A 24,394-nucleotide genomic window follows, 5' to 3' on the forward strand; every position below is an offset into this window, starting at 1 on the left:
GTCAGGCGAGGCGATAGAGGCTGTCGAGCCGTGGGGCGCCTTCGGTCAGGACCGACCCGCGGGACACCATCCATTCCAGCTGCGCGAACATGGAGAGACCGGCCGCCGCATGCAGCTTTGGATCGGTGTCGGCATAGACCTCGCGGACCATGGCGGCGATGGATCTTGGGCCGTTCCCCAGGGCGCCCCTGATCGCCGCCTCCCGGCCGTAGCGGTGGTCCCTCAGGCCTTCGACATGGCTTTGGGCATTGGCGATGATGTCACCGTGGCCCGGGAGATATGTAACGCACTTGTCACGCAGGAGCCGGTCCAATGACGCCATATAGTCACCCATGGAACCGTCCGGCGGCGCCACGATGCTGGTCGACCAGCCCATGACGTGATCGCCCGAGATCAACCAGTCACTGTCCTCGATCGCAAAGCAAAGATGGTTCTGGGTGTGGCCAGGTGTGGCAATGGTTCGAAGCGTGGTGCCGGCGGTCGTGAAGGTCTCACCATCCGCGAGGACCCGATCCGGCCGGTAGCTCTTGTCGGCCGAAGCGTCCAGACCGGTCACCTCTCCCTCATGCAGGGGGCGGGAGAAGACATGAGGTCCGGCACCGACGATTTCCGCTCCGGTCGCAGACTTCAGGAGCGCCGCAGCAGGGGAATGGTCACGATGGGTGTGGGTGATGAGGATGGTTCGGATCGGGGCCTTGCCGGCAGCCTGAAGCAGTTCGGCGACATGCTGACTGTCCTCCGGCCCGGGATCGACCACGATCAGCTCCGAGGTGCCGATGATCCAGCTGTTGGTCCCCTTGAAGGTGTAAGGGCCGGCATTGCGGGCGGTGAGGCGACGAATGCCCGGCGCAACTTCCACCACCCGACCATGACAGGGATCGAAATTCCGATTGAATTCAAGGGACATGCACCAGCTCCGCCGCTCACCGAAGTGAACGACGGAGCTGTGCGCGGAGTCAACCTTTCATATGCACGACGCTCTTGCTCAGTTGGACGCAAGGTGCGCCGTAGACGCCTTTGCGAAGATCGCCGTGACCGTACGGGCGGCGGACATCTTGATCCTGCAGGTCTTGGAATTACCGCTGCAGGCGCCGCTCCAGCCGGTGAACTTCGAGCTGGCAGACGCGGTTGCCGTCAAGGTGACCGAGGCGTTGGTGACAAAGCGCGCGGCGCAGGCAGTTCCGCAGGAGATCGCCTCCGGTGCCGAGACAACCGCCCCTGTCCCATTGCCGGACTTCTTGACCGTCAGCAACTTACCGCCGCCGATGCCGAAGACGGCGCGCGCAGACTTGTTGGCCGTACCGCTGGCAAGGGTGCAGACCGGATTGGTGCCCGAGCAGGCGCCGCTCCAGTAGAGGAACACCGATCCGTTGTCGGCCGTCGCGGTCAGAGCGATCTTGGCAGTAGACGCAAAGGTGGCCGAGCAAGTCGAACCGCAGTTGATACCGGCCGGCGAACTCTTGACCTTGCCAGCCCCATTGCCGCCCCGAACGACCGTGATCTTCGGCCGATGGTTGAACCTCGCCATGACCGATTTGGAGGCGGTCATGGAGACCGTGCAGGTTCCGGTGCCAGAGCAACCGGCTCCGGACCATCCCGCAAAGTCGGACCCGGCGGCGGCGCTGGCAGTCAGAGACACGCTGGTGCCCGACGCAAAGCTCTTCGAGCAACTGGCCCCGCAGGAAATGCCCGACGGGGTGCTGGTCACCGTGCCGGTCCCGGTTCCGGTCTTGGTCACGGCCAAGGCGAAGCTGAGGTTCGTCCGGGTGAAGGCCGCACTCACCGACTTGGCAGCCGTCATCGACACCACGCAGGTGCTCGTGCCGCTGCAGGCTCCAGACCAACCCGAGAAGGTCGAGCCGGACAATGCCGTCGCCGTCAGGGTCACGGAGGTTCCCGACGAATAGGAGGCGGAGCAGGTGGCGCCGCAGGAAATGCCCGATGGCGCACTGTTAACGGTACCCGAACCGCTCCCGGTCTTGCTCACCGTCAGGGCATAGCTCGGCACAGGCGTGAAGGTTGCGGTCACCGCCTTGGCGCTGTCCAGCGTGACGACGCAAGCCCCGGTTCCGCTGCAGCCACCGGACCAACCGGAGAAGACCGAACCGCTTGTTGCCACGGCCGCCAGGGTGACCTCGGTTCCCTGCATGTAATCGGCAGAGCATGTGCTGCCGCAGGAGATCCCGCTTGGATCACTGGTGACGGTGCCGGAGCCGCTGCCTGCCTTGGCAACGGTCAAGGTGTAGTTGGGCAAGGTCGTGAAAGTGGCGCTGACCGAGTGTGGCTGATCCATTGTCAGCGTACAGGCACCAGTCCCGGTGCAATCGCCCGTCCACTCCTCGAACGTGGAGTTGGCGTCAGCCGTTGCCGTCAAGGTCACGCTGCTGCCGCTGCTGAAAGCAAAGCTGCAGGTTTCACCACAGGAAATCCCGGACAGATCGCTCTCGACCGAACCAGAGCCGGTACCGGACTTGGCAACGGAGAGAGTGAAGGTGGAAGGTTGAGCCGGAACACTGCCGTTGATGTAGTAGCGACCCATGCTGTTGTAGCTGCTGAAACCGGTGTCGTGGAGAACGCCAAAACCGACACCGTCGATCGCAAGATAGTAGGTGCCCGCCGCAACATTTGTCGAAAGATGGGCAAAGCTGTCATCGGACTGCGTGGCCGTGGCCACAACACTTCCGAAGACCGGTGCACCGCCATCGCCTGTCGCAGCATTGTAGAGCGTCGCCCGGACCTTGAGATTGGAGCCGCGCAGGCTCTCGGTCTGGAAACTGTCCAGCCATTCAGGGGTGATTGTCAGGTCGACAGTGCCAGATGTGTCCGCCGTGAAGGTGAAGACGTCAATGTCGCCGGTCTTGCCGATGGTGCCGCGATTGGTCTTGTCCGAGGGCGTATCAGGGGAGGAGACATTGGTGTTCGAGGAGACCGCGCCGGTCGCTGCATCCGACACAAGCGCCGTTGCTCCGCTCGCCACATCAACGTGATCGTCGGTCGCATAGCCCAAGTTATTGGCGATGATCGCCAGATCATCCTGGCCATTGTTGGCGTCGAAATACTCACCTTTGCTCCACTGGGTCACGTTGGAATAGTAGCTGGCTCCCATGATGGGCGCCCAGGACAAGTTGCCGGTACCGTGTCCTTCATAGTAGCCGACAGACGCCGTGCCATCATGGGCCAACCCTTGGTTATGCCCAAACTCGTGCGCCCCGGCCTCCGCCAAGACCTTGGCGTCGAGGACGTAATCCGGTGCGAATCCGTAGCGGGAAAAGACGAAGGCCGGCTGGTAGCGCGAGGCATAGTCGCTCTGTCCCCACACGCCCACATATGCGACACCGCCACACTGACAGCTATAGACACTGTTGCCGGCAGCGTCGACCTGAGGCGTGAACATCACATTGCCGACGACACTGGTGAACGCGGCCGGCGGCTCCGTCGTCACATCGATGTTGAACGGCGCATAGTCTTCCGCAATCAGCTTCCAGACTTCTGCAATGGTGTTCCTTTCGGCCTGCGAGAAGGTCGAGTGGTCGTTGTCCTCGCTATAGGTGAGCATGGTGTTCGAGGCTATGCCGCTTGCCACGTTCCATTGCGTGCCCGTCACGACACCGCCGACAAAGTTCAGATACACGACATTCGGTGCGCCGGGGCGGCTGTGAAGCTTGAACGTATCTCCCGAATTCACCTCGATCACAGACTGATCAACAGTGGGACTACCAAGCTTTTCACGCTTGAGGCGCTTCAGATCAAAGGGCGCGGCCTTTGTGGCCATGGGGTCTTCGTAGAAGGGGGCTCCCTGCTTGTCGACCCGCAGGAACTTGCCGTCCATGACCGGAAAGGCAAAGGTGCTGAGCTTGCGCAGGGCCTTCGTCTGAATCGCTGGTGGCAACACCGCGAGGTCATTCTTCAGCCGGCTTGTCGGCAGCGCGCCCATTGTTACCGGCACGCCGCCACCGAGCATTTTCTGCGGTTGCGCTACCACATGATCGGCGAGAAGCACGCCGGAAAGCAGCGCAAGACAGGCAAAAACACGTTTCATGAAAATCCCCCCAGATAGAATAACTACAGGTCAGAGAACCCACGGCGACCATTCAGGCCACCAGCGGCACCAAGGGGTAGGTATTTCAGGAAGCTCTAAAACTTATTGTCACAACTTCCAGTGTCAAAAATAAACAAAAATCATGCAACATCATCCAGACCCCGGTCAGGAGACTGGACTTACCCCACACCGAACAATGAAACACCGCCCCTATACTCATAGAACACCAACTAACCGTAGAAATCAACAAAAGGGTAAATGTTTTCACGTATGTCGATGGACAGGGTTCCACCGACCTCTGCATGAAGCCGGGCTTGACTGTCGGGGAATGGCGCAACTGTTTTTTCAAGCCGCCCTGTCATAATACGGTCCCAAAGACGCGCGACGTCGTCACCAGTCGCCTTTCCCAGACCGCACCGATTTCCGGACCACGCCCTTGATCAAGACATTCACGCCGATCGCCTCGCTGCTGCTCGGCCTCTCCTTCCTTCTGTGCGGCAGCGGACTGCAGGGCACGCTGGTGCCCTTGCGGGGGCAGGCGGAAGGCTTTTCCGCGCTGATGCTCGGTCTGATCGGGTCGTCCTACTATCTCGGCTTCGTTCTCGGATGCCTGGCCAGCCCGCGCCTCATCCTGCGCGCCGGGCATATCCGCGCCTATGCGACGCTGGTGGCGCTGGCGTCCTCGGTGACGCTGATCCACCCGATGATCATCGACCCCTATGTCTGGACGGCGGCGCGTACGGTGATCGGCTTCTGCCTCGCGGGTATGTACATCATCGTCGAAAGCTGGCTGAACGATCGCGCCACCAACACCACGCGCGGCCTGATCATGAGCGCCTATATCATCGTCAACTACGCGACGCAGACCATCGGGCAGATGATGGTGACGCTGGCGCCGGTGACGAGCTTCAACCTGTTCGCGGCTTCGTCCATGCTGCTGTCCTTCGGCATCATTCCGGTGGCGCTGACGACCTCTGCCCAGCCGGCGCCGGTAGCCATCGTGCAGTTCCGACCGATCCGCCTGTTCCGCGTGGCGCCGGTGGGACTGATGGGCTCCTTTGCCATCGGCGTTGCCAACTCCGGCCTGTGGTCTCTCGGCACGGTGTTCGCCACCGGCCAGGGGCTCGACGCCAACGGCGCCGCCATCTTCATGAGCGCCATCGTGGTCGGTGGCGCGCTGACGCAATGGCCGGTGGGCAAGTTGTCCGATCGTTTCGACCGGCGCGTGGTGCTGGCGGCGGTGATGACCGTCGCCACGGCCGTGGCGTTGGTGCTGGCTTTTGCTCCTCTCGGCTACAAGGCCCTGCTCTGGGTCGGCTTCATCTACGGCTGCGTCGGGCTCACCGGCTATTCGGTGGCGGCGGCGCATGCCTATGACCGGGCCGACAAGAGCGCGCTCGTCGAAATGGCGACCGGCGTGTTGCTGGCCAACGGCGTCGGCTCGGTGATCGGGCCGCTGGTGGCCTCGGCGATGATGGACCGCTTCGGCCCCGGCGCCCTGTTCCTGCACATGGTGATCGTGCAGCTGCTGCTGATCGCCTTCATCGTCTACCGGCTGAAGACGCGCTCGGCGACGCTGCCGGACGACAAGAGCGGCTTCGACGTCTATTCGACGGCACCGATGGGTGGCCCGATCACGCCGAAGACGTCCGCCAAGGACGATCCGCGCCTGCGCCGACCGGTAGCGGAAGCCGAATCCGCCGACGCCGCCGAGTAACGCTGCTTTCCGCTTGCCAAACGCGCCGAACTCCCGGAAAAGGCCGCCATGGCCAAGTCTCGTCTCGATCAATTGCTGGTAACGCGCGCGCTCTGCGACAGCCGGGCGCGGGCTCGCGATGCCGTCCTCCGCGGTCATGTTAGCATCGACGGGCGGGTGGCGCATAAGTCCGGCGAGATGGTGGACGACGGGGCGAGCCTGGTGGTCACCGATCCGGCCGCCGCCTATGTGTCGCGGGCTGCGCTGAAGCTGGTGGCCGGGCTCGACCATTTCGGCTTCGACGTGACCGGCCGCGACTGCCTCGACATCGGCGCCTCCACCGGTGGCTTCTGCCAGGTGCTGCTCGAACGCGGGGCGGCCCGGGTGACCGGCATCGATGTCGGCCATGGGCAGATGCATCCGAAGATCGCCGGCGACACCCGCGTGACCAACATCGAGGGGCTGAATGCCCGCGAGCTCGGGGCCGACGATCTGCCCTATCTGCCGGATGTGATCGTCTCCGACGTGTCGTTCATCTCGCTGACGCTGGCGCTGCCGCCGGCTCTGGTGCTCGCCCGCCGTCCGGCGATCGGCCTGTTTCTGGTGAAACCGCAATTCGAAGCCGGCAAGGAAGCCATCGGCAAGGGCGGCCTCGTCGACGAAGCCACCGGCCGCGCCGCCGCCGAGCGCATCCGCGCCTGGCTCGACGGCCGCGAGGGCTGGCGCGTTCTCGACCTCATCGCCTCGCCGATCCTCGGGGGCGACGGCAATCATGAATATCTGCTGGGAGCACGCCGTGACTGAACTTCAGATCGACCGCCTCGGCCATCTCGGCGACGGCATGGCCCTCCATGACGGCAAGCCGGTGTTCGTGCCCTTCGCGCTGCCGGGCGAAACCGTGACGGTCTCCGGCAGTGGCGAACACCTGACGCTCGAGACGGTTCTCTCGCCCTCGCCCGACCGGATCGCGCCGGCCTGCGGCCATTACGGCATCTGCGGCGGCTGCGTGCTGCAGCATCTGGCACCGGCGCCCTATGCCGCCTTCAAGCGGCAGCTGGTGATCGACGCCCTGGCCGATCGCGGCCTGACGCCCGAGGTGGCGCCGGCGGTGCTGGTGCCGGCGGGAAGCCGGCGCCGGGCCACCTTCGCCGGGCTGATGGCGGGCAGCCGGCCGCTGGTGGGCTTCAACGAGCGCGGCAGCCATCGCCTGGTGACCATCGAAGCCTGCCCGGTGCTGCTGCCGAACCTCATCGATGCGGAACCGGCACTGTTGCAGCTGACCGGTCGCTTCCAGCCGCGCAAGGGCGCCATCGATCTCACCGTCACCGCCACCGACACCGGCTTCGACCTGTCGGTGCGCGGCGTCGCCGCCCGCGACATCGAGCGGCTGCGCTTCGGCCTGATCGAGCTGGCCGCCAGCCATGACCTCGCCCGCCTGTCGGTGATGGGCGAGGTGATCGTCGAGCGCCGGCCGCCGACGGTGAGCATGGACGGCGTCGCCGTCGTGCTGCCGCCGGGCGGCTTCCTGCAGGCAAGCCGCGCCGCCGAGGAGGCCATGGCCGGCCTGGTGGTGGCGGCCGTCGGCAAGGCCAAGCGCGTCGCCGATCTCTTTTCCGGCGTCGGCACCTTCGCGTTGCGCCTCGCCCGCACGGCCGATGTGCTGGCGGTGGAGGGCGACGCCCCGGCCGTTGCCGCACTCGACAAGGCGGCGCGCGGCATGACCGGCCGCCATCGCATCACCGCCGAACGCCGCGACCTCTCCCGCCGCCCGATGGTGGAGAAGGAGCTGGAAAAGATCGACGCCGTGGTGTTCGACCCGCCGCGCGCCGGCGCCCGTGAACAGAGCGAGTGGCTGGCCAAATCGAAAGTGCCGACCGTGGTGGCGGTGAGCTGCAACCCGGCCACGCTGGCCCGCGACCTGCGCATCCTCGTGGACGGCGGCTATGCAATCGAGAGCGTGACGCCGGTGGACCAGTTCCTGTGGTCGAACCACGTGGAGGCGGTGGCGGTGCTGCGGCGGTGAGGGTGGGGTTCAAATGGCAGCGCCTGACCGGACGGTTCAGTCCTCTCTCCAACTCGGCCGGCCTCGCCGTCACTTGCCTGCTCGGCGTTCGGCAAGCCTCAGCCCGGCAAGGGGGAGAGAGCGCGTTGAGCTAAACAAACAGAACCTTTTACCGCCTCCTGACCTCCTCCCTGTTCAGGAGAGGCGACGTACTCGCACGTTAGCCGCCCCCACATCGGTTCTCGTCCGAACCAATCGGAGTTCTCTCCCCCCTTGTGGGGGTGAGGCTTGCCGAACGCCGAGCAGGCAAGTGACTGCGAGGCCGGCCGAGTGGGAGAGAGGGGTATCACTGCTGACGGCCGCGAAGAATTGCGGTGACTGCTTTTCGAATTCACCTCTGGTGCTTGGGAGGCTCGCACGCGCGGTCAGGGTGAATTCGGACAGCTGTCACCAGGCAATTCGGGGTGGGAGTCCAGGCGAGGACGAATTCCCTGGTGACAGCTAGCCCAATTCATTGAAAGACCTGAGAAATACCGCCACGCACGGCGCGTGAATTGAGCAAGCAGTCACCGGAATTCTGCGCCCACAAACACCGTCACCTCCGCGAGGCCTCGACCTCCGGAGCTTTGCTTGCATCAATCTCCCCACAAAGTGCGGGGACGGGAGCGCGGCGGGGCCGCGAATTGGTAAGGTAGGATAGCGGTCGCCCGCGCTCCCGTCCGGTGTGTACGAAGCCTGTCCGGAAGCTCGCGCCCCCGATTTTAAACGGTACGTCTTCAGGGCTGTCCCGGCTTTGGTCAGCGCCTCATGCGAGGCACCTCCCGAACCGCCGTCTGCCGCAACGCCCTGGGGGCGCCCGGGGAAAGACGGTGGCCCATCGGCCGGAGCCGGGCGGTCCCGGTTACGCAAGGACGGGCTGCGTGACTCATCGCCATCAGTGCCGCCTCCGTCGCTCTGGACCCACCCGACACCCCTATCGCCCTCCTGCTTCAGGGCACCCCGTCGTAGTGCGGGGCAGTGGTACCGAGGTCAGGCTCGCCCGGGACTGCCGCCAGTCGGCAGGCGCGGGACCGGTCCCCGGCCAGATGCTCGGTGCTGGATCCTGACACCTCCCCGCCGGCCGCGGATGAGGGGAGTATGGGGCGGGAAGGTGGGAGGGGGATAAGTTTTTTGGGGAGATGGACACAGCGCGGAGTCAACTAGACGCAGCTGCACATGAATGGCTGCATTGCGACCTCGTGTCGGTCTAAATCGCCGTATTAAAGCACTGCTACCAGCAGTCATCGCCGCCGGCAGCCAATTACCCACGTTACCAGCCGTTTGCCCTTGATCCAAAAAAACGAACGTTAGCGCCACCAGTTGCCAAGTTGTTGGGAATCGCCGACCCGGCGAAACATGCGCCAATAGCCAAGATGCATAGCGCAGCATAAACTTCGACGCGAATATCAGCTTGGATTGCTAAGCATTTCTTGTGGCGACGGCGTGAAAATTAAGCAGTATCCCGTAGGTTCGGATTTCTAATTTCGGCTGAGGCCGAAGCGCCAGCACTTATGTTTCTTTCCGGCACTCAATACAGACTGGTTGCAGAGAAAGTCCTCATTTTCAAAAAAACTAGACATTCAACCCTAGGTCACGATCGACCGACTTGGCACGGCTTGAAAATCCCGCGGCACCGCGCCACAATGGTGTTTACGGAGATCGGAAGCGGAAAGCCGGTTCGTCAAGGCTCGCCTTCCGGAATTTTTATAACCGGAACCGCGATGTACGTATCATCACTGTCTATAAAGAATATCCGGGCGATTTCGGACTTCAAGTTCGAGGTCAAAGCTACGGAGTGCGCCGGGTGGCATGTGTTCCTGGGTGATAACGGCTCCGGCAAATCAAGCCTCATCAAATCCTTAGCCATTATTTTCGCGGGCGGATCGAAAGTAAGCGCCTCCCGCCAGATTTGGGAGGACTGGCTATCCCAAGGATGCAACACGGCTGAAATAGCAGTCATTATCAATCGCGACGACTCATTTGATCAGTACGTGTTGAAAGGCCGCCAACCGGGCTCCTTCACCATGCGCGCGACGATCGAGCGTGCACAGAGGGATCCCGCGTCAGGAGCGACCGCAGAAGTGGCGATTTCGTTCAACAGCCAGAACTCGAAGACGGCTGAGCGGACGATCTGGGCCAATGGCAACGGCTGGTTCAGTTCATCCTTTGGCCCATTCCGACGCTTCAGCGGCGGCGACCGTGACTGGGACCGCCTCTTCGTTTCGCCCGAATATCGCCGGATCGCCGCCCACCTTTCGGCATTCGGCGAAGACGTCGCGTTCACCGAAGCCTTGTACTGGCTCCAGCAGCTCAAGGTCAGCTCCCTTGAAAGCCCTTCGAGCAAGAGCGGCCAGATACTCGAAGCCGTGAAAAACTTCGTGAATTCCGCGAGGCTCCTACCCCACGGCAGCCACATCGCCGACATTACGACAAAGGCTGTGACATTGAGGGATGCGGCCGGGGCCACTGTCGTCGTCGATCAAATGAGTGACGGTTACCGTTCGGTTCTGAGCCTCACATTTGAGCTATTGCGCCAGATGTTCCTTTCATTCGGTGACGACATCATGCTCAAGGCGCTCACCGTCAATCCAGGAACTGTGGACGTTCCAGGAGTTGTCGCCATCGATGAGATTGATGCCCACCTGCACCCGACATGGCAGACGCGCATTGGCGACTGGTTCGTGGATCACTTCCCTCGAGTCCAGTTTATCATCACTACCCACAGCCCGCTTATCTGCCGCGCCGCTAAACGCGGCTCGATCTGGCGGCTGCCGACACCAGGCTCAAACGACAGCGCAGTCCGGGTGCAAGGGCAGGAGTTTGATCGCTTGGTGAAAGGCAACATCCTTGAAGCGTATGGAACGGATTACTTCGGGAAGGATGTAGACGTGCCTCAATCGTCCAAGGAAGCGGAGCAGCAGATAGCACGGCTGTCCATGTTGAAGGCGCAGGGGCGCCTCTCTCCCGATCAGGACGAAACACTTAAAAGCTTGCAAGCCGCTCGCCCTACCGTTGCCTCGAAGATCGACTGATGCTCACCATTGCTGTCTGCGAACTCTCCGACCCCGACAAACTGACCCTTGCAGCGCGGCAGGGAGAGATCGATGGCGTGGTCGATTTCGAAGCGCGGGTAGAGTTAGCGAAACAGCTATTCGGCGACAAACCCCGCGCGCTGTTCACAAGGGTTAGAGCGGCGTTGCAGGCCGCCGCCGGAGATTTGGTGAGATGCGGCTATTGTGAAGACTCCTGTGCTGATGAGGTTGAGCACGTCTGGCCGAAAAGCTTTTTCCCCGGTCGCACCTTCGATCATTCGAACTATCTGTTCGTGTGCGGCATCTGCAATCCCGCCAAGAACGACAGGTTCAGCGTCAGGCATGAGGGCAACTGGGTCGACCTGCCCGCTCAAAGGAAGACTCTCGGCTTCGTCGTTCCTCCGAGCTTCGACGCACGCTTCATCGACCCTCTCGCTGAAGCACCGCTCGAACTTCTTTGGCTCGACATCCTGGAAAAGACATTCATGGTAGTGCCTATATTTGATCCTGGCACTTTGGAGCATGACCGCGCCGAGTTCACAATCGACACTCTTCGATTGAACCGGGAGTGCTTGGTGGAAGCACGCAGAAACGCCTACACCGGGTTTCGCGACCGCATCCACCGCTACGTCGATTGCAAGCTGAACGGCGAGGCGCAGTCGCTACTCGACCAGCGACTATTCGAACTGCGGCGTACGCCTCACCAAACCGTTAGAATGGAGATGCGACGCCAGATAGATATCATCGACCAGCCCCATCCTAACATCGCCAACGCCCTCGAAGTATTCGACTAGTCCAGCACGACGAGGCTACAGGAACCCGGTCGAGATCAAAGGAGCTACGCTGGCGATTAATGATCAGGCGGCATCGCGAATTCGCGGACGCTGATCCGCGCGCATATCGCGAATGCGCTTGGCTACCTCGCGGCTGGCTGTACAAATGTTCGGGTGTCTGTACGGAACCGAAAGCTAACGACCACGAGTGCTGGTGTCCGTTTTCATTCGATCTGCCTTGTAAGCAGACATTCAACCAGCGGCCCCTATGCAGCAACTTGGCTAACGCCTCGCTTGAATCTACCCCCCTCCCCCCCCGACACAAAACACCGGAGCAGTCTCCCGCTCCGGTGTCCAATTCTCAATCCTCTAACCCCGTCCCCTGCCCTCAGCCGAGCACGCTTGCGGTCGAGGTGTAGGCCAGGCCCAGAGCGTCGGCGACGGCCTTGTAGGTGAGCTTGCCGGCGTGGACGTTGAGGCCGTTGGCGAGGTGGATGTCGTCCTTCAGCGCGGCCTTCCAGCCCTTGTTGGCCAGCGCCAGGGTGAAGGGCAGCGTGGCGTTGTTGAGGGCGAAGGTGGAGGTGCGGGCGACGCCGCCCGGCATGTTGGCGACGCAATAGTGGACGACGCCGTCGATGATGTAGGTCGGGTTCGAATGGGTGGTGGCCTTGGAGGTTTCCGAGGCGCCGCCCTGGTCGATGGCGACGTCGACGAAGGCCGAGCCCTTCTTCATTTCCGAGATCAGCTTGCGCGAGATCAGCTTGGGAGCGGCAGCGCCCGGCACCAGCACGGTGGAGATGACGAGGTCGGCGTCGGTGACCAGCTGGGCGATGGTTTCGGCGTTGGAATGGGCGGTCTTCACGCGGCTGCCGAAGCTGGCGACGATGCGGCGCAGCGCGTCGAGGCTGCGGTCGACGACGGTGACGTCGGCGCCCATGCCCTGGGCCACCAGCGTGGCATTGGTGCCGGCAACGCCGGCGCCGAGGATGACGACCTTGGCCGGCAGCACGCCCGGCACGCCGCCGAGCAGGATGCCCATGCCGCCATTGGCATTCTCAAGGGCGGCAGCGCCGACCTGCGGGGCCATGCGGCCGGCAACTTCCGACATGGGGGCGAGCAGCGGCAGCATGCCGTTGGCGGCCGTCACGGTCTCGTAGGCGACGCAGGTGGCGCCGGAGGCGAGGAGGTCGCGGGTCTGCTCCGGATCCGGAGCCAGGTGCAGGTAGGTGAAGAGGATCTGGCCTTCGCGCAGCTTCTTGCGCTCGACGGCCTGCGGCTCCTTGACCTTCACGACCATGTCGGCCTTGGCGAAGACTTCGTCGGCGCTGTCAACGATCACGGCGCCAGCGGCGGCATAGGCGGCGTCGTCAACGGCAATGCCGCGGCCGGCATTGGTCTCGACCATCACCTTGTGGCCGGCGGCGACCAGCTCGCGCACCGACGAGGGAACGAGGCCGACGCGGTCTTCGTGATCCTTGATTTCCTTGGGAACGCCAACGAGCATGATTTCAGTCCTCTGGTAAGGGGAGCCGCCGGAGTATCTTCCCCGATCAGCAATACCCCTGAAGCATGCGCCTCTCCCCACGCAATTTCCTGCTGAGTTGGGGCAGACAAGCAGCAAAACTCGATATAAAATGCGAGCCAATCCTATTTTTGTCGCAGGATATTCGACAGATGAAGATCGATGCTGTGGATCGTGCCATCTTGATCACATTGCAGGATGACGCCAAGCTGACCAATGCGGAGCTGTCGGAGCGGGTGCATCTGTCGCCGTCGGCGTGTCTCAGACGGACGAAACTGCTCGAAGAAAGCGGCCTCATCCGCCGCACGGTGGCGATCCTCGATCCGCGCGTCGCCGGCATTCCCGGCACGGCCTATGTGTCAGTGACGCTGGACAGCCAGGGGCGCAAGGCGCTCGACACCTTCGAGGCAGCGGTGCGGGCGGTGCCGGAGATCACCGAATGCTATCTGCTGGCCGGCCAGCACGACTATCTGCTGCGCGTGGTCTATCGCGACGCGGCCGATCTCGAGCGCATCCACACGGACATCCTGACGCCGCTGCCGGGCGTGGTGCGCATCCAGAGCCAGCTGACGCTCAGAACGGTGAAGCGTTCGACCAAGCTGCCGATCTGAAGCCGGCAAAAAGTCCGCGGCATTTCACGCCATGCAAAGATGCAAGTAATTTTCACTATCCTTCAAACAGTCGCGAAAATCTGATCTAAAAAACAGTTGTGAGTCGCTGGGGTGGCTCGAAAGTCAACATTGTTTCGAGATTGGCGCACCGCGGTGCGAGGAGGACAGTTCATGTGTTTCGCTTGTGAATCAGAAGGTTTCAATCGCCGCTCGTTTTTCCGCTTCGCCGGGCTTGGCGTCGTTGCGGCGACGGCCGCTGCCACCACCGCACTGCCGGCCTTTGCGGCCGAGAGCGCGATCTCTCCCGATGAGGCCCTGAAGCGGCTTCAGGACGGCAACGCCAAGTTCGTGGCCGATGCCGACGCCTGCGCCACCAACCTTGCCAAGCGTCGTCAGGATCTGGCCAAGGGGCAGTCGCCCTGGGCCATCGTGCTGACCTGCTCGGACAGCCGCGTGACGCCCGAACTGATCTTCGGCGGCGTGACCCTCGGCGAACTGTTCGTTGCCCGCAACGCCGGCAACGTGCTCGACACGGACGTGCTGGGAACGCTCGAGTATGGCGCAGAGCATCTGCATGCCCCGCTGATCGTGGTGATGGGACACAAGCGCTGCGGCGCCGTGGCTGCCGCCTGCGAAGTGGTGACCAAGGGCACCGAGCTCGAAGGCTCCATCGCCAAGATGATCCAGCCGATCCTGCCGATCGCCATCGCCGCGCAGCATGAAGGCGGCGATCTGGTCGACGTCACCGTGCATGAGAATGCCATCCACGGCGCCAAGCGCGTGGTCGAGGAGAGCCCGATCATCGCCAAGCTGGTGGAAGAGGGCAAGGTGAAGGTGGTGCCGGCCTATTACGATCTCGACAGCGGCGCCGTGCAGTTCCTGAGCTGACGCCAAGACAGGACCGGCCGGGCGCGTTGGCGCACCGGCCGGTCCGCTGCAAGGGGAGACCGCGTCAGGGCTCGATCATCTCGATGGCGGTGATGGTGGCATTGGCCTGGAAGGACGTGATGTAATTGTCCATGCAGAGGCCGCTGTTCGCGTCGGTGAAATCGAGGAAGGCGAAGACTTCGTCGCCGGCACTGATGGAGAAGGAACAATAGGCCTTGACCTTCATCTTGCCCGAACCCGTGACATTGTAGCGATAATTCTGGCAGCCGGTGCCGCCGAAAGTGTTCTTGCCGTCACCAGTGCTGGTGGACAGCACCCAGTTGAGCTTGCTGGCACCGACAGCATATTCCACATTATAGGTCATCCAGACCTTGATCTCGGCCGGGTTCTTGAGGTCGAGCGGCAGGATGACGGCCGCATAATCGGTGCAGCTGGCGCGGCGGGGCCGATAGACGCGAATGCGCGAGAGATTGGTCTTCTTGTAGAAGTCCGTCTTGCTCTCAAGGCTTTGAACACGCTGGGACAGCGTTGCGGCTTCAATATCGCTGCTGCAAGCCGTCGTCGCCAACATCGCGCCTAACGCAAGCTTTGCCACATGAGCTGTCATGATGACCCCAACGCGAAAGTGCCGCGCGACCGCAGGCAGATCTTCTTGGAAGCATGCGGGAACAAAATGAATATTTTCCTCATATTTTCCGGAAAACCTCGAAATGAACAAACTATCCGCAGACCAATACGGTTCGCCAAGATGCAGACGCGTCAACCCGGTAGGGGTATTTCGAGTTTCTCATGTGCATCAGAGGTGTGAGGCATTTCAGTGAAGCTTTAAACTTTGACATTCGTGCGCGAGACCGATGTCTTCGGGGACTCAGATGTCAATGTCGCACCATTTTGAAGAACTTGAGCAGCCGCTTTTCGATCATGTCGTTTCAACATGATCGGCGGGTGCTCCAGGAACCAACGGAAGGCCGCTTGGCCCTACTGATCAATCGCATGGACATGTTCGAGGGAGACAGAAGCGCGTGAGAGGGCGCGCGTGAGTTGGTCGATCTCGGCCTGCTGCTGCCTGATCTCGACACGCTGGCGGTCGAGCTCGACCTGCTGGAGCTGCCACTGCTGCAATAGCACGGGAATGAGTTCCTGATATTGAACAGACTCCGGACGGTTCTCTTCGTCGCGAACCACGAGTTCGGGCATCACCTTTTCGACCTCCTCGGCGATGAGGCCATAGTGGGTGGCGGTGGGCTCGGCCTTGTAGCGGTAGGAGACCGGGCGCAGTTGAGCAAGTTTATCGGCAAGATCGCCAAGCGTGATGATATCGGTCTTGTAGCGCGCCGAGGAGGCGACGACGCCGAGCTGTCCGGCGGAGTTGACGACGACGGAGGCGCCGGACAGGGGGACACCCTTGATGCCGGATATGAAGACCTTGGTCTGTGATTTGCCGATGCGGGTGACATTGCTCTCGCTGGCGCCGGGGTTCCCGATGTAAATGTTGCTGCTGCCGGTCTTGGTGAGCAATCCGGCAGACACGCCGATCGCGATATTGCCGGAACTCTTACCGGTCAGTATCGAGAGCGCCTTGGCGCCGATGGCCACGTTGTTGCTGCCGACCGTGTTCGACCGGAGGGCATAAGCGCCGACAGCGGTTCCGTTGCTGCCGGTGGTGTTGGAAAACAGAGCGGACTGACCGCTGGCGGTGTTGAAGTTGCCCGAAAAGCTGCTGTAGAGAGCCTGATCGCCGAGTGCCGTGTTGTTGTCGCCGGATATGTTGCTGAAAAGAGCCAGACTGCCATAGGCCGAGTTGGAGTTGCCGTCGACACTGTTATAGAGCGCACGGCTGCCGGTTGCCGTATTGTAGTTGCCGACCGTGTTTCTTTGCAGCGACCAGGCGCCGTCAGCGGTATTGTGCCGGCCGCTGGTATTGAAGAAAAGCGCCGAACCGCCCGTGGCCGTGTTGTAGCTGCCGGTCGTGTTGCTGTTCAAGGCCGAACTACCGGAGGCGGTGTTGTAGTTTCCCTTTGAATTCGCATAGAGCGCGGACATACCGATTGCGGTGTTGTAGACGCCTTGCGTGTTTGCATTGAGCGACCAGATGCCGACCGCCGTGTTGTAGTTGGCCGCGTTGTTATAGAGCGAGAAGCTGCCGATCGCCGTATTGCCGAAGCCAGAGAAATCGTGTCCGGCCAGCGCATTCTTACCAGCGGCGACATTGTTGTTGGCGTCGGACGCCGTGGGATTCCACGATTGTGACCACACCGCCTCGGGCCAGACACAAGCCAGGACGACCAGTAACAGGCTTCGGGCGATCATTGATCGGCGATGGCTTGCAACATCGATCCCCGTTTGCATATCGCTTTTCCCTCGTGTGTCAAATCATGCGCGCGGCATCCGCGTGGCTTTCGATGCACGCCACAACCCGAACCGGCGGTCAGTATAATCGGCAAAATCGGCGCCTCGCTACAAGCCTATCTTATCCTCGACCTCCGTCGTCACCCGAATGGGCCATGAGTCCGCGCGCCCCTTGGGGGGGCAGGACGTGACGTCGCGACGCCGACGGCTCTTTACCCGTGGAGATGGCTTAACCTACTCAAACCGCTCGCTGTGCGGCGGCAGCGGAAAGGGCATGGCGCCGTCGCGGCCGGTCTGGGCGCGGTGGCGGAGCTTGTGGTCGGCGAGGACGATGGCCATCATGGCTTCGCCCACCGGCACGGCGCGCAGGCCGACGCACGGGTCGTGGCGGCCCTTGGTGCGGATGTCCACTTCGGCGCCCGTCGAGGAGACCGAGCGACGCTCGGTGAGGATGGACGAGGTGGGCTTGACGGCGAAGCGGGCGACCAGCGGCTGGCCGGAGGAGATGCCGCCGAGGATGCCGCCCGCATGGTTGGAGCCGAACAGGATCGAGCCGTCGTTGCCGAGACGCATCTCGTCGGCGTTTTCCTCGCCGGTCAGCATGGCCGAGGCCATGCCCTCGCCGATCTCGACGCCCTTGACGGCGTTGATCGACATGAGGGCAGAGGCGAGGTCCTGATCGAGCTTGCCGTAGATGGGCGCGCCCCAGCCGGCGGGCACGCCTTCGGCGACAACTTCGATGATGGCGCCGACCGAGGAGCCGGCCTTGCGGATACGGTCGAGATAGGCCTCGAAGCGGGGCACAGCGACGGGATCGGGGCAGAAGAAGGGGTTGTTGTCGACCTCGGACCAATCCCAGTTGGCGCGATCGATCTTTTCCGTGCCGATCTGCACGAGGGCGCCGCGCACCTTGATGGCGTTGCCAAGCACCAGCCGCGCCACGGCACCGCCAGCGACGCGGGCGGCGGTTTCGCGGGCCGACGACCGACCGCCGCCACGGTAATCGCGGATGCCGTATTTCAGATCATAGGCGAGGTCGGCATGGCCGGGACGGTAGCTGTCGCGGATGTCGCCATAGTCCTTGGACCGCTGGTCGGTGTTGCGGATCATCAGGGAAATGGAGGTGCCGGTGGTGAGCGGGCAGCCGGTGCGCTCATCCTCGAAGACGCCGGAGAGGATCTCGACCCGATCTTCTTCCTGGCGCTGCGTGACGAAACGGGACTGGCCGGGCTTGCGCTTGTCGAGAAAGGCCTGGACGAACTCGGGCGTCAGACGCAGGCCGGGCGGACAGCCGTCGACCACACAGCCGAGGGCGGGACCGTGGCTTTCACCCCAGGTGGTGATGCGGAAGAGATGGCCGAAGGAGTTATGCGACATGACGGGGCCCGATATCCAGATTTCCGGGGCTTTCATAGGGCGCAGGAGCGCAAGCGTCAAATGCCCTGTCGATTTGATGTGAGCGACGGCGGGCAAGCTGCTATCAACGGCCCATCCGATCCCTCACGAGCCGCCGGCCTGCCATGACCTCTCCCGACCTGTTCGCCGATCTCCCCGCCGCTTGCGACCGCCGCATCGAGGCGGATTTTGCCCGGCGCTGGAAGGGTCCGGTGGCCGGTGTCGACGAGGTGGGGCGCGGCCCCTGGGCGGGTCCGGTGGTGACGGCGGCGGTGATCCTGACCGACGCACCGCTGCCGGAAGGGCTCAACGATTCCAAGAAGCTGAAGCCGGCGGCGCGCGAAGCGCTGTTCGAGGCCATCTGCCGCGACCATATCGTCGCCGTCGCCAGTGCCTCGGCGCCCCGCATCGACGCCATGAACATTCTGGCCGCCAACCTCTGGGCGATGACGCGCGCCGTGCAGGCGCTTGCGGAGCGCCCGGTGGGCGTGCTGGTGGACGGGCGCGACGTGCCGCCGACGCTGGCGGCACTCGGCATCCGTGGCAGCGCCATCGTCAAGGGCGACGGCAAGGTGGCGGCCATTGCCGCCGCCTCCATCGTGGCCAAGGTGACGCGCGACCGGATGATGGCGGAGATGGCGGCAATCTATCCGGGCTATGGCTTCGAGGGGCATGTGGGCTATGGCACACCGGCGCATGCGCGGGCGCTCCAGGCACTCGGCCCCTGCCCGCTGCATCGCAAGAGCTTCAAACCGATCCGCGCGCTGCTGGACGGCGTAGACAGCCCGTAAACAGTCCCTGCCCGCAATGTCGCCAAGGCCTCTTGCCAAGATCGGGACGGAACGGCAGCATCGCTGCGGGACAGGCGTGGAGAGCAAGACGTGACGATCGAGCGGGATGACCTCGAATATCTCCTCCACCGCATATCGAAGGGCGACCAGCGCGCCTTCGCCCTGCTCTATCGGCTGACATCGGCGAAACTGTTCGGCCTGATCCTTCGTATCTGCAGGGACAGAGGCCTTGCCGAGGATGTGTTGCAGGACACCTGCGTACGCATCTGGCGCAATGCTCCGCTCTACTCGGCACAGAGCGGGCGACCGATCACGTGGATGGCGGCGATTGCCCGGCATGCGGCCATCGACGCCCTGCGCAGCCGGAATGTGCGGGATGCTCGCCTGACCGACGGCGATGACGCGCAACTGGCCGCCGTGCCGGACCTTGTGGGCGGCGCGGTGGATCCCATGGACCGGGAAGCGCTGAGGCGTTGCCTCGGTCAACTGGACGCCGAACAGCGCGACTGCGTGCTGCTTGCCTATCACGAGGGCCTGTCGCGCGAAGAACTGGCCGAGCGGTTCACGCGCCCTGTGGGAACGATCAAGACCTGGCTGCATCGCGCGCTCAACCAACTCAAATCCTGCCTGGGTGCCACATGACCGCGGACGACAACGAACTTCAGGCTGGCGAATATGTGCTCGGCAGTCTCGGACCGGAGGAGCGCCTGACGGCGCAGGAGCGCATCAAGGCCGACCCCGCCTTCGCCGCCGCGGTGCGCCTTTGGGAGGGCCACCTGGCGCCACTGATGGACGATACGCCGCCGGTGGAACCGTCGGCGCGGATCAACGCGCGCATTGCCCAGGAAATTGCCATGGAAGCCGCAGTGCCGCGCGTCAATCCGGCGGAGCGGCTGGCGCCGGAGGCCTATCGCCCTGACGCGGAGATCGTGGACCTGTCGGCGCGTCTTCGCCGCCTGAAGCTGATCACCGCGCTGGCCGGATCGCTGGCCGCCGCCTTTGCGGGCGTCGTGGTCTATGACCGCATGGGCCTATTGATGCGCGCACCGGTGGACGGCCAGCATTACGTGGCCGTGGTCAACCGCGACGCCTCATTACCGGCGCTGATCGTCGACGTGGATACCGGGCTCGGCGAACTGACCGTGCGGCCTGTGGCGACCGAAGCGCCGGCGGCTGACCGCAGCCTCGAGCTCTGGATCATTCCGGCCGGCGGCTCGCCGATTTCCCTGGGCGTGGTGGACACGGCGGCCAAGGCCTATCGCGTGGCCGACAAGACGGGATCGATCCGCTCGACCGGCACCTTTGCCGTAACCGTGGAGCCGAAGGGTGGAGCGCCCGAGGGCATTCCCACGGGGCCGGTGGTCTATTCGGGCAAGCTGGTGAAGGTGACCGACTGAGCCGCGGAGACAACGAAAAGCCCCGGCGCACCGAAGATCGGGCGCCGGGGCTCTTTCATTCAGGTTCCGAAGATCACTTGGGCAGCAGCACCTTGTTGATCACGTGGATCACGCCGTTGGACTGCAGCACGTCGGCGATGGTGACTTCGGCAGCCGCACCGGTTTCATCGATGACGTAGAGGTGCTTGCCCTTCTGCTCGAGCGTGATCGGGTCGCCGGCCACGGTGTCGAGATTGAGCTTGCCGTCCATCTTCTTGATCTTGGCCATGAGGTCTTCCGCCGTCATCTTGCCGGGGATGACGTGATAGGTGAGCACCTTGACCAGCTTGTCCTTGTTCTCGGGCTTCAGCAGCGTGTCGACGGTGCCGGCCGGCAGGGCGGCAAAGGCTTCGTTGGTGGGTGCGAAGACCGTGAAGGGGCCGGCAGAGTTCAGGGTATCGACCAGGCCGGCGGCCTTCACCGCAGCGACCAGCGTGGTGTGATCCTTGGAGTTGACCGCGTTCTCGACAATGGTCTTGGACGGATACATCGGCGCTCCGCCGACCATGACGGTATCCTCGGCCCAGCTGGGCGCGGTGGCGGCACCGATCAGGCTGACGGTGAGAACGGCGGCGGCGGTGGCCTTGGCGATACGAACGAACATGTGTCTCTCCTCGATTTGCTTGCATCCATCGGACGCCAAAACGGCGCCGGCGGTGGATCGTCATGCCCTGTGTGGCTGATCCGATTGCAGTTACGAGAGGCGGTTCGGTCCGGTTTCAGCTGAGGCCGGCGCGCGCGATCACGAGTTCGTTATCGCCGAAAGACAAAAAGGGCCGGCGCAAGGCCAGCCCTTTTCAAAGGAAATATCCAGGACGCGCTCAGTTGAGGCGCGACTTGACTTCGCCGATGCCCTTGGCAACCAGATCGGCAGCCAGATCGCCCTGCACCTTCTGCGTCATCAGCTGACCAGCGGCGGCGACGGCAACGTCGACGGCGATGGTGCGAACTTCGCTGATGGCAGCGGCTTCAGCCTGGGCGATCTTGGCCTCCACCGACTTGGTGCGGCGCTCGATCAGCTCGGCAAGAGCGATCTTGGCGTCTTCGGTCAGGCGCTCGGCCTCGTGCTGGGCGCTGGCGATGATCTCGGCGGCGTCCTTTTCGGCGGCGGCGCGCTTGGCCTGGTATTCGACCAGAAGCGCCTGGGCTTCCTCGCGCAGCTTCTTGGCTTCGGCCAGCTCGTCGGCAACGCGCTCGCCGCGCTTGTCGAGGGCCTTCAGCATCATGCCGAAGACGCCGAGGTAGCCAAGCAGCGCCAGGAAGAGAACCAGACCGACAAAGGCCCATGTGGTGTTGTCGAACATCGCGGGCTCCCTCAGCTCTTGCGCACGGCGGCCACGGCGGCGGCGGCCTCATCGGTGGACACGCCACCGATCAGCGTGGTGACGATCGCCTCGGTGGTCTCGGTGGCGATGGCCGACACATCGGCAAGCGCCTTGGCCTTCACCTCGGCGACGCGGCCTTCGGCAGCCGACAGCTTGGCGGAGAGCTCGGCCTCGGCGGCATGGCGCTTGGCGTCGACTTCCTTGTGCACGGCGGTGCGCGTTTCAAAGGCAATGGCGGACGCCTTGGAACGGGCGTCGGCGAGAGCCTTCTCATAAGCGACGATGGCAGCGTCGGTCTCGGCGCGGGCGGCCTCGGCTGCGCCGACGTCAGCCTTGATGCGCGCAGCGCGGGCTTCGAGAATGCCGCCGATCTGCGGCACGGCCTTCTTGGAGACCAGCTTGTAGAGGACCAGGAAGGCCAGTACGAGCCAGAGGATCTGGGACGGGAAAGTCGACGGCTCGAAAGGCGGGAAGCCGTGATGCTCCTCACCGCCAGCGGCGACATGCGCAGTGGTACCTTCGGTCGCAGGGGCCGGAGCTGCCGCGGTGGCGGCAGGCGCGGCAACAGCCGGAGCTGCGGCCGGAGCAGCAGCTGGTGCCGCAGGCGCGGCGGGCGTTTCTTGTGCGAAGGCTTCGCTGATGAACCAGGTCATCGACGCTCAGGCTCCCAAATCGAGAAATTCATGCAAATCGAACCGGACGCTCAGCGGCAAGGCCGAGGGGAACGCATTTGCGCTTTCTTTCACATCCAGTTCCACCAAAGCGGGGTCCTGATGTGAAAGGAGCGGCGGCTGGAAAGAGCCGCCGCCACACTGTCTACGGCATGATGCCGGGCGGGCCGGAGATCGGCCCAGCGCCAGATCAGACGGCGAACAGCAGCAGAAGGGCGATGAGCAGCGAGAAGATGCCCAGAGCTTCCGTCACGGCGAAGCCGAGGATGAGGCGGCCGAACTGGCCGTCAGCAGCCGACGGGTTGCGCAGGGCGCCCGACAGGAAGTTACCGAAAATGCTGCCAAGGCCGATGGCGGCACCAGCAATACCGATGGTCGAAAGGCCAGCGCCGATGAACTTTGCGGCTTCAGCTTCCATTTTTAAGCTCCTTCAGAATGTCCGGAAAAGTCAGGTGTGTAGGGTTAAACTTCGTCGATCCGTGGTCTCAATGGCCCGGGTGCAGGGCGTCGTTGAGATACATGCAGGTCAGGATCGTGAAGACGTAGGCCTGCAGGAAGGCGACGAGGAATTCGAGACCGGTGAGGGCCACGACCATTGCCAGCGGCAGGAGCGCGCCGAGGAACCCGAAGGCGCCAAGGCTCGACAGGGTCACCACAAAGCCGGCGAAGACCTTGAGGGTGATGTGACCGGCCAGCATGTTCGCAAAGAGACGAACGGAGAGGCTGAGCGGACGAGACAGGAACGAGATGACTTCGATGATCGTCACCAGCGGCACGATGGCGGCCGGCACACCCGACGGCACGAAGAGGCCGAGGAAGTGGGTGCCGTGCTTGTAGAAGCCATAGATCGTGACCGTCAGGATCACCAGCAGCGCCAGGCAGGCGGTGACGATGATGTGGCTGGTGACAGTGAAGAAATAGGGAACCATGCCGAACAGGTTCGCGACCAGCACGAACATGAAGAGCGAGAAGACCAGCGGCAGGAAGCGCATGCCACCCTCGCCGGCCGAACTGCGCAGCGTGCCGGCAACGAACTCATAGGCGATCTCGCCCATGGACTGCAGGCGACCGGGAACCACGGCGCGCGCCGACGTGCCCCAGATCAGGATCAGCGCCGTAACCGCCACCGTCAGCACCATGAACAGGGCCGAATTGGTGAAAGAGACGTCATATCCGCCAACATTGATATCGAGAATATGCTTGATACCAAACTGATGGATGGGATCGGTTCTTACGTCAGCCACCGGGAAAGCCCCCTCGTTTCAACGATCAACAGCAGAAGAATTCAACGCTTGCCATGGCTGTCGCACGATTCGCCAGTCCGGCAACGCCAATTCAGCGCTTATCCTTGTCTTCGGATTGTCCGGAAGATGGAAACCGCTCCGTCACCGCGCCAACCGCCCTCAGGACGTTCAGCGTTCCAGCAGCGAAACCCAACAGCAGAAAGACGATCATCCCCCACGGCTTGGTGCCGAAAACCTGGTCGATCGTATATCCGATCACGAAGCCGACAATCACGCCAGCAACGAACTCGGACCCCATTTTCACGGCCTGGCCGATACCGCCCATGCCGCCCTGGGTCTGCCCCGCTCCCACTTCCGGTGTCTGCTTGAGATCGTCGAGCTTCTCGCGAAGCTTGTCGAGCCGAGCATCCCCCGATCCGATCGGAGGCTTTCCTTCGTTCAAACCTTCAGTTTCGCGGCGTTTATCGTCAGAGGTCATGGTCAAATCTCTCTGCCGACACCGTCGCGACCGGCTGGTCCGATTGTAGGTAGTGCCCCCAAAATTTGGCCGCACCATAGTGATGACACGCATGCCTGTCAAG

At 63.0% G+C, this 24,394-nt stretch carries 22 protein-coding genes; 10 read left to right on the plus strand and 12 right to left on the minus strand.

Translation table 11 applies throughout. The annotated features are described in order from the left end of the window. Position 1: 1 nt before the first annotated feature. Both L2I41_RS18460 and L2I41_RS18465 read right to left on the minus strand, forming a co-directional pair. Positions 2–907, minus strand: a complete 906-nt coding sequence (locus L2I41_RS18460; RefSeq protein WP_237155055.1) for an MBL fold metallo-hydrolase — start codon at positions 905–907, stop codon at positions 2–4. A gap of 78 nt (positions 908–985) precedes the next feature. After that, the gene (locus L2I41_RS18465; RefSeq protein WP_237155056.1) at positions 986–4,039 is read right to left on the minus strand and encodes an InlB B-repeat-containing protein; all 3,054 of its coding nucleotides are present in this window, start codon (positions 4,037–4,039) and stop codon (positions 986–988) included. 436 nt (positions 4,040–4,475) lie between these two features. Between L2I41_RS18465 and L2I41_RS18470 the strand changes: the two genes are divergently transcribed. The 5 genes from L2I41_RS18470 to L2I41_RS18490 all read left to right on the plus strand — a co-directional run bounded on the left by L2I41_RS18470 (position 4,476) and on the right by L2I41_RS18490 (position 11,602). Further along, the gene (locus L2I41_RS18470; protein WP_237155057.1) at positions 4,476–5,756 is read left to right on the plus strand and encodes an MFS transporter; all 1,281 of its coding nucleotides are present in this window, start codon (positions 4,476–4,478) and stop codon (positions 5,754–5,756) included. A gap of 48 nt (positions 5,757–5,804) precedes the next feature. Beyond that, positions 5,805–6,539 carry a TlyA family RNA methyltransferase gene (locus L2I41_RS18475; protein WP_237155058.1) on the plus strand — a complete coding sequence of 245 codons (735 nt, stop codon included), beginning with the start codon at positions 5,805–5,807 and terminating at the stop codon, positions 6,537–6,539. Next, on the plus strand, positions 6,508–7,758 hold the full coding sequence (locus L2I41_RS18480; protein ID WP_390634462.1) for a class I SAM-dependent RNA methyltransferase: 1,251 nt from the start codon (positions 6,508–6,510) through the stop codon (positions 7,756–7,758). Before L2I41_RS18475 ends, L2I41_RS18480 begins: the two co-directional genes overlap by 32 nt. A gap of 1,529 nt (positions 7,759–9,287) precedes the next feature. After that, entirely contained in the window at positions 9,288–10,808 is a 1,521-nt protein-coding gene (locus L2I41_RS18485; RefSeq protein ID WP_237155059.1) for an AAA family ATPase, read from the plus strand. Then, on the plus strand, positions 10,808–11,602 hold the full coding sequence (locus tag L2I41_RS18490) for an HNH endonuclease family protein (protein ID WP_237155060.1): 795 nt from the start codon (positions 10,808–10,810) through the stop codon (positions 11,600–11,602). Before L2I41_RS18485 ends, L2I41_RS18490 begins: the two co-directional genes overlap by 1 nt. Positions 11,603–11,969: 367 nt before the next feature. Here L2I41_RS18490 and ald read toward each other — a convergent pair whose 3' ends face one another. Then, positions 11,970–13,085 carry an alanine dehydrogenase gene (gene ald, locus L2I41_RS18495; RefSeq protein WP_237155061.1) on the minus strand — a complete coding sequence of 372 codons (1,116 nt, stop codon included), beginning with the start codon at positions 13,083–13,085 and terminating at the stop codon, positions 11,970–11,972. A gap of 170 nt (positions 13,086–13,255) precedes the next feature. On the opposite strand from ald, the gene L2I41_RS18500 reads away from it, so the two are divergent. Further along, positions 13,256–13,714 (plus strand): Lrp/AsnC family transcriptional regulator, encoded by a 459-nt coding sequence (locus tag L2I41_RS18500; RefSeq protein WP_237155062.1) that lies wholly within the window; start codon positions 13,256–13,258, stop codon positions 13,712–13,714. A 171-nt stretch (positions 13,715–13,885) separates the two neighbouring features. Continuing rightward, positions 13,886–14,602, plus strand: a complete 717-nt coding sequence (locus tag L2I41_RS18505) for a carbonic anhydrase (RefSeq protein WP_237155063.1) — start codon at positions 13,886–13,888, stop codon at positions 14,600–14,602. 64 nt (positions 14,603–14,666) lie between these two features. On the opposite strand, the gene L2I41_RS18510 is transcribed toward L2I41_RS18505, so the two are convergent. From L2I41_RS18510 to aroC, 3 genes are all read right to left on the minus strand, one after another. Further along, the gene (locus L2I41_RS18510) at positions 14,667–15,173 is read right to left on the minus strand and encodes a hypothetical protein (RefSeq protein WP_237155064.1); all 507 of its coding nucleotides are present in this window, start codon (positions 15,171–15,173) and stop codon (positions 14,667–14,669) included. Between the two features lie 407 nt (positions 15,174–15,580). Next, entirely contained in the window at positions 15,581–16,951 is a 1,371-nt protein-coding gene (locus L2I41_RS18515; protein WP_237155065.1) for a tail fiber domain-containing protein, read from the minus strand. A 234-nt stretch (positions 16,952–17,185) separates the two neighbouring features. Further along, on the minus strand, positions 17,186–18,328 hold the full coding sequence (aroC, locus tag L2I41_RS18520) for a chorismate synthase (protein WP_237155066.1): 1,143 nt from the start codon (positions 18,326–18,328) through the stop codon (positions 17,186–17,188). Between the two features lie 143 nt (positions 18,329–18,471). On the opposite strand from aroC, the gene rnhB reads away from it, so the two are divergent. The 3 genes from rnhB to L2I41_RS18535 all read left to right on the plus strand — a co-directional run bounded on the left by rnhB (position 18,472) and on the right by L2I41_RS18535 (position 20,534). Further along, complete coding sequence (rnhB, locus tag L2I41_RS18525) at positions 18,472–19,137, plus strand: ribonuclease HII (RefSeq protein ID WP_237155067.1); 666 nt, start codon at positions 18,472–18,474, stop codon at positions 19,135–19,137. 90 nt (positions 19,138–19,227) lie between these two features. Further along, the gene (locus L2I41_RS18530) at positions 19,228–19,779 is read left to right on the plus strand and encodes an RNA polymerase sigma factor (RefSeq protein WP_237155068.1); all 552 of its coding nucleotides are present in this window, start codon (positions 19,228–19,230) and stop codon (positions 19,777–19,779) included. Then, entirely contained in the window at positions 19,776–20,534 is a 759-nt protein-coding gene (locus L2I41_RS18535) for an anti-sigma factor (protein ID WP_237155069.1), read from the plus strand. Before L2I41_RS18530 ends, L2I41_RS18535 begins: the two co-directional genes overlap by 4 nt. A gap of 73 nt (positions 20,535–20,607) precedes the next feature. Here L2I41_RS18535 and L2I41_RS18540 read toward each other — a convergent pair whose 3' ends face one another. The 6 genes from L2I41_RS18540 to L2I41_RS18565 all read right to left on the minus strand — a co-directional run bounded on the left by L2I41_RS18540 (position 20,608) and on the right by L2I41_RS18565 (position 24,291). Then, the gene (locus L2I41_RS18540) at positions 20,608–21,177 is read right to left on the minus strand and encodes a fasciclin domain-containing protein (protein ID WP_237155070.1); all 570 of its coding nucleotides are present in this window, start codon (positions 21,175–21,177) and stop codon (positions 20,608–20,610) included. 217 nt (positions 21,178–21,394) lie between these two features. Continuing rightward, positions 21,395–21,877: a F0F1 ATP synthase subunit B family protein gene (locus L2I41_RS18545; protein ID WP_237155071.1), complete on the minus strand. Its 483-nt coding sequence runs from the start codon at positions 21,875–21,877 to the stop codon at positions 21,395–21,397. Positions 21,878–21,888: 11 nt separating this feature from the next. Then, a complete protein-coding gene (locus L2I41_RS18550) occupies positions 21,889–22,551 on the minus strand; it encodes a F0F1 ATP synthase subunit B family protein (protein WP_237155072.1) in 663 nt (220 codons plus the stop codon). 208 nt (positions 22,552–22,759) lie between these two features. Further along, a complete protein-coding gene (locus L2I41_RS18555) occupies positions 22,760–22,987 on the minus strand; it encodes a F0F1 ATP synthase subunit C (RefSeq protein WP_237155073.1) in 228 nt (75 codons plus the stop codon). 67 nt (positions 22,988–23,054) lie between these two features. After that, positions 23,055–23,813, minus strand: a complete 759-nt coding sequence (locus tag L2I41_RS18560) for a F0F1 ATP synthase subunit A (protein WP_237155074.1) — start codon at positions 23,811–23,813, stop codon at positions 23,055–23,057. A 91-nt stretch (positions 23,814–23,904) separates the two neighbouring features. After that, the gene (locus tag L2I41_RS18565; protein ID WP_237155075.1) at positions 23,905–24,291 is read right to left on the minus strand and encodes an AtpZ/AtpI family protein; all 387 of its coding nucleotides are present in this window, start codon (positions 24,289–24,291) and stop codon (positions 23,905–23,907) included. Positions 24,292–24,394 lie beyond the last annotated feature (103 nt).

The sequence above is a fragment of the Oryzibacter oryziterrae genome (genome assembly GCF_021864535.1).
In the GTDB taxonomy this organism is placed as follows: Bacteria; Pseudomonadota; Alphaproteobacteria; order Rhizobiales; family Pleomorphomonadaceae; genus Pleomorphomonas; species Pleomorphomonas oryziterrae.

Bases quoted from the DNA above. Each gene is read 5' to 3' on its own strand.
- L2I41_RS18460 (WP_237155055.1), bottom strand. From the start codon at position 907: ATGTCCCTTGAATTCAATCGGAATTTCGATCCCTGTCATGGTCGGGTG.
- L2I41_RS18465 (WP_237155056.1), bottom strand. From the start codon at position 4,039: ATGAAACGTGTTTTTGCCTGTCTTGCGCTGCTTTCCGGCGTGCTTCTC.
- L2I41_RS18475 (WP_237155058.1), top strand. From the start codon at position 5,805: ATGGCCAAGTCTCGTCTCGATCAATTGCTGGTAACGCGCGCGCTCTGC.
- L2I41_RS18480 (WP_390634462.1), top strand. From the start codon at position 6,508: ATGAATATCTGCTGGGAGCACGCCGTGACTGAACTTCAGATCGACCGC.
- L2I41_RS18485 (WP_237155059.1), top strand. From the start codon at position 9,288: ATGTTTCTTTCCGGCACTCAATACAGACTGGTTGCAGAGAAAGTCCTC.
- L2I41_RS18490 (WP_237155060.1), top strand. From the start codon at position 10,808: ATGCTCACCATTGCTGTCTGCGAACTCTCCGACCCCGACAAACTGACC.
- ald (WP_237155061.1), bottom strand. From the start codon at position 13,085: ATGCTCGTTGGCGTTCCCAAGGAAATCAAGGATCACGAAGACCGCGTC.
- L2I41_RS18500 (WP_237155062.1), top strand. From the start codon at position 13,256: ATGAAGATCGATGCTGTGGATCGTGCCATCTTGATCACATTGCAGGAT.
- L2I41_RS18505 (WP_237155063.1), top strand. From the start codon at position 13,886: ATGTGTTTCGCTTGTGAATCAGAAGGTTTCAATCGCCGCTCGTTTTTC.
- L2I41_RS18510 (WP_237155064.1), bottom strand. From the start codon at position 15,173: ATGTTGGCGACGACGGCTTGCAGCAGCGATATTGAAGCCGCAACGCTG.
- L2I41_RS18515 (WP_237155065.1), bottom strand. From the start codon at position 16,951: ATGCAAACGGGGATCGATGTTGCAAGCCATCGCCGATCAATGATCGCC.
- aroC (WP_237155066.1), bottom strand. From the start codon at position 18,328: ATGTCGCATAACTCCTTCGGCCATCTCTTCCGCATCACCACCTGGGGT.
- rnhB (WP_237155067.1), top strand. From the start codon at position 18,472: ATGACCTCTCCCGACCTGTTCGCCGATCTCCCCGCCGCTTGCGACCGC.
- L2I41_RS18535 (WP_237155069.1), top strand. From the start codon at position 19,776: ATGACCGCGGACGACAACGAACTTCAGGCTGGCGAATATGTGCTCGGC.
- L2I41_RS18540 (WP_237155070.1), bottom strand. From the start codon at position 21,177: ATGTTCGTTCGTATCGCCAAGGCCACCGCCGCCGCCGTTCTCACCGTC.
- L2I41_RS18545 (WP_237155071.1), bottom strand. From the start codon at position 21,877: ATGTTCGACAACACCACATGGGCCTTTGTCGGTCTGGTTCTCTTCCTG.
- L2I41_RS18550 (WP_237155072.1), bottom strand. From the start codon at position 22,551: ATGACCTGGTTCATCAGCGAAGCCTTCGCACAAGAAACGCCCGCCGCG.
- L2I41_RS18555 (WP_237155073.1), bottom strand. From the start codon at position 22,987: ATGGAAGCTGAAGCCGCAAAGTTCATCGGCGCTGGCCTTTCGACCATC.
- L2I41_RS18565 (WP_237155075.1), bottom strand. From the start codon at position 24,291: ATGACCTCTGACGATAAACGCCGCGAAACTGAAGGTTTGAACGAAGGA.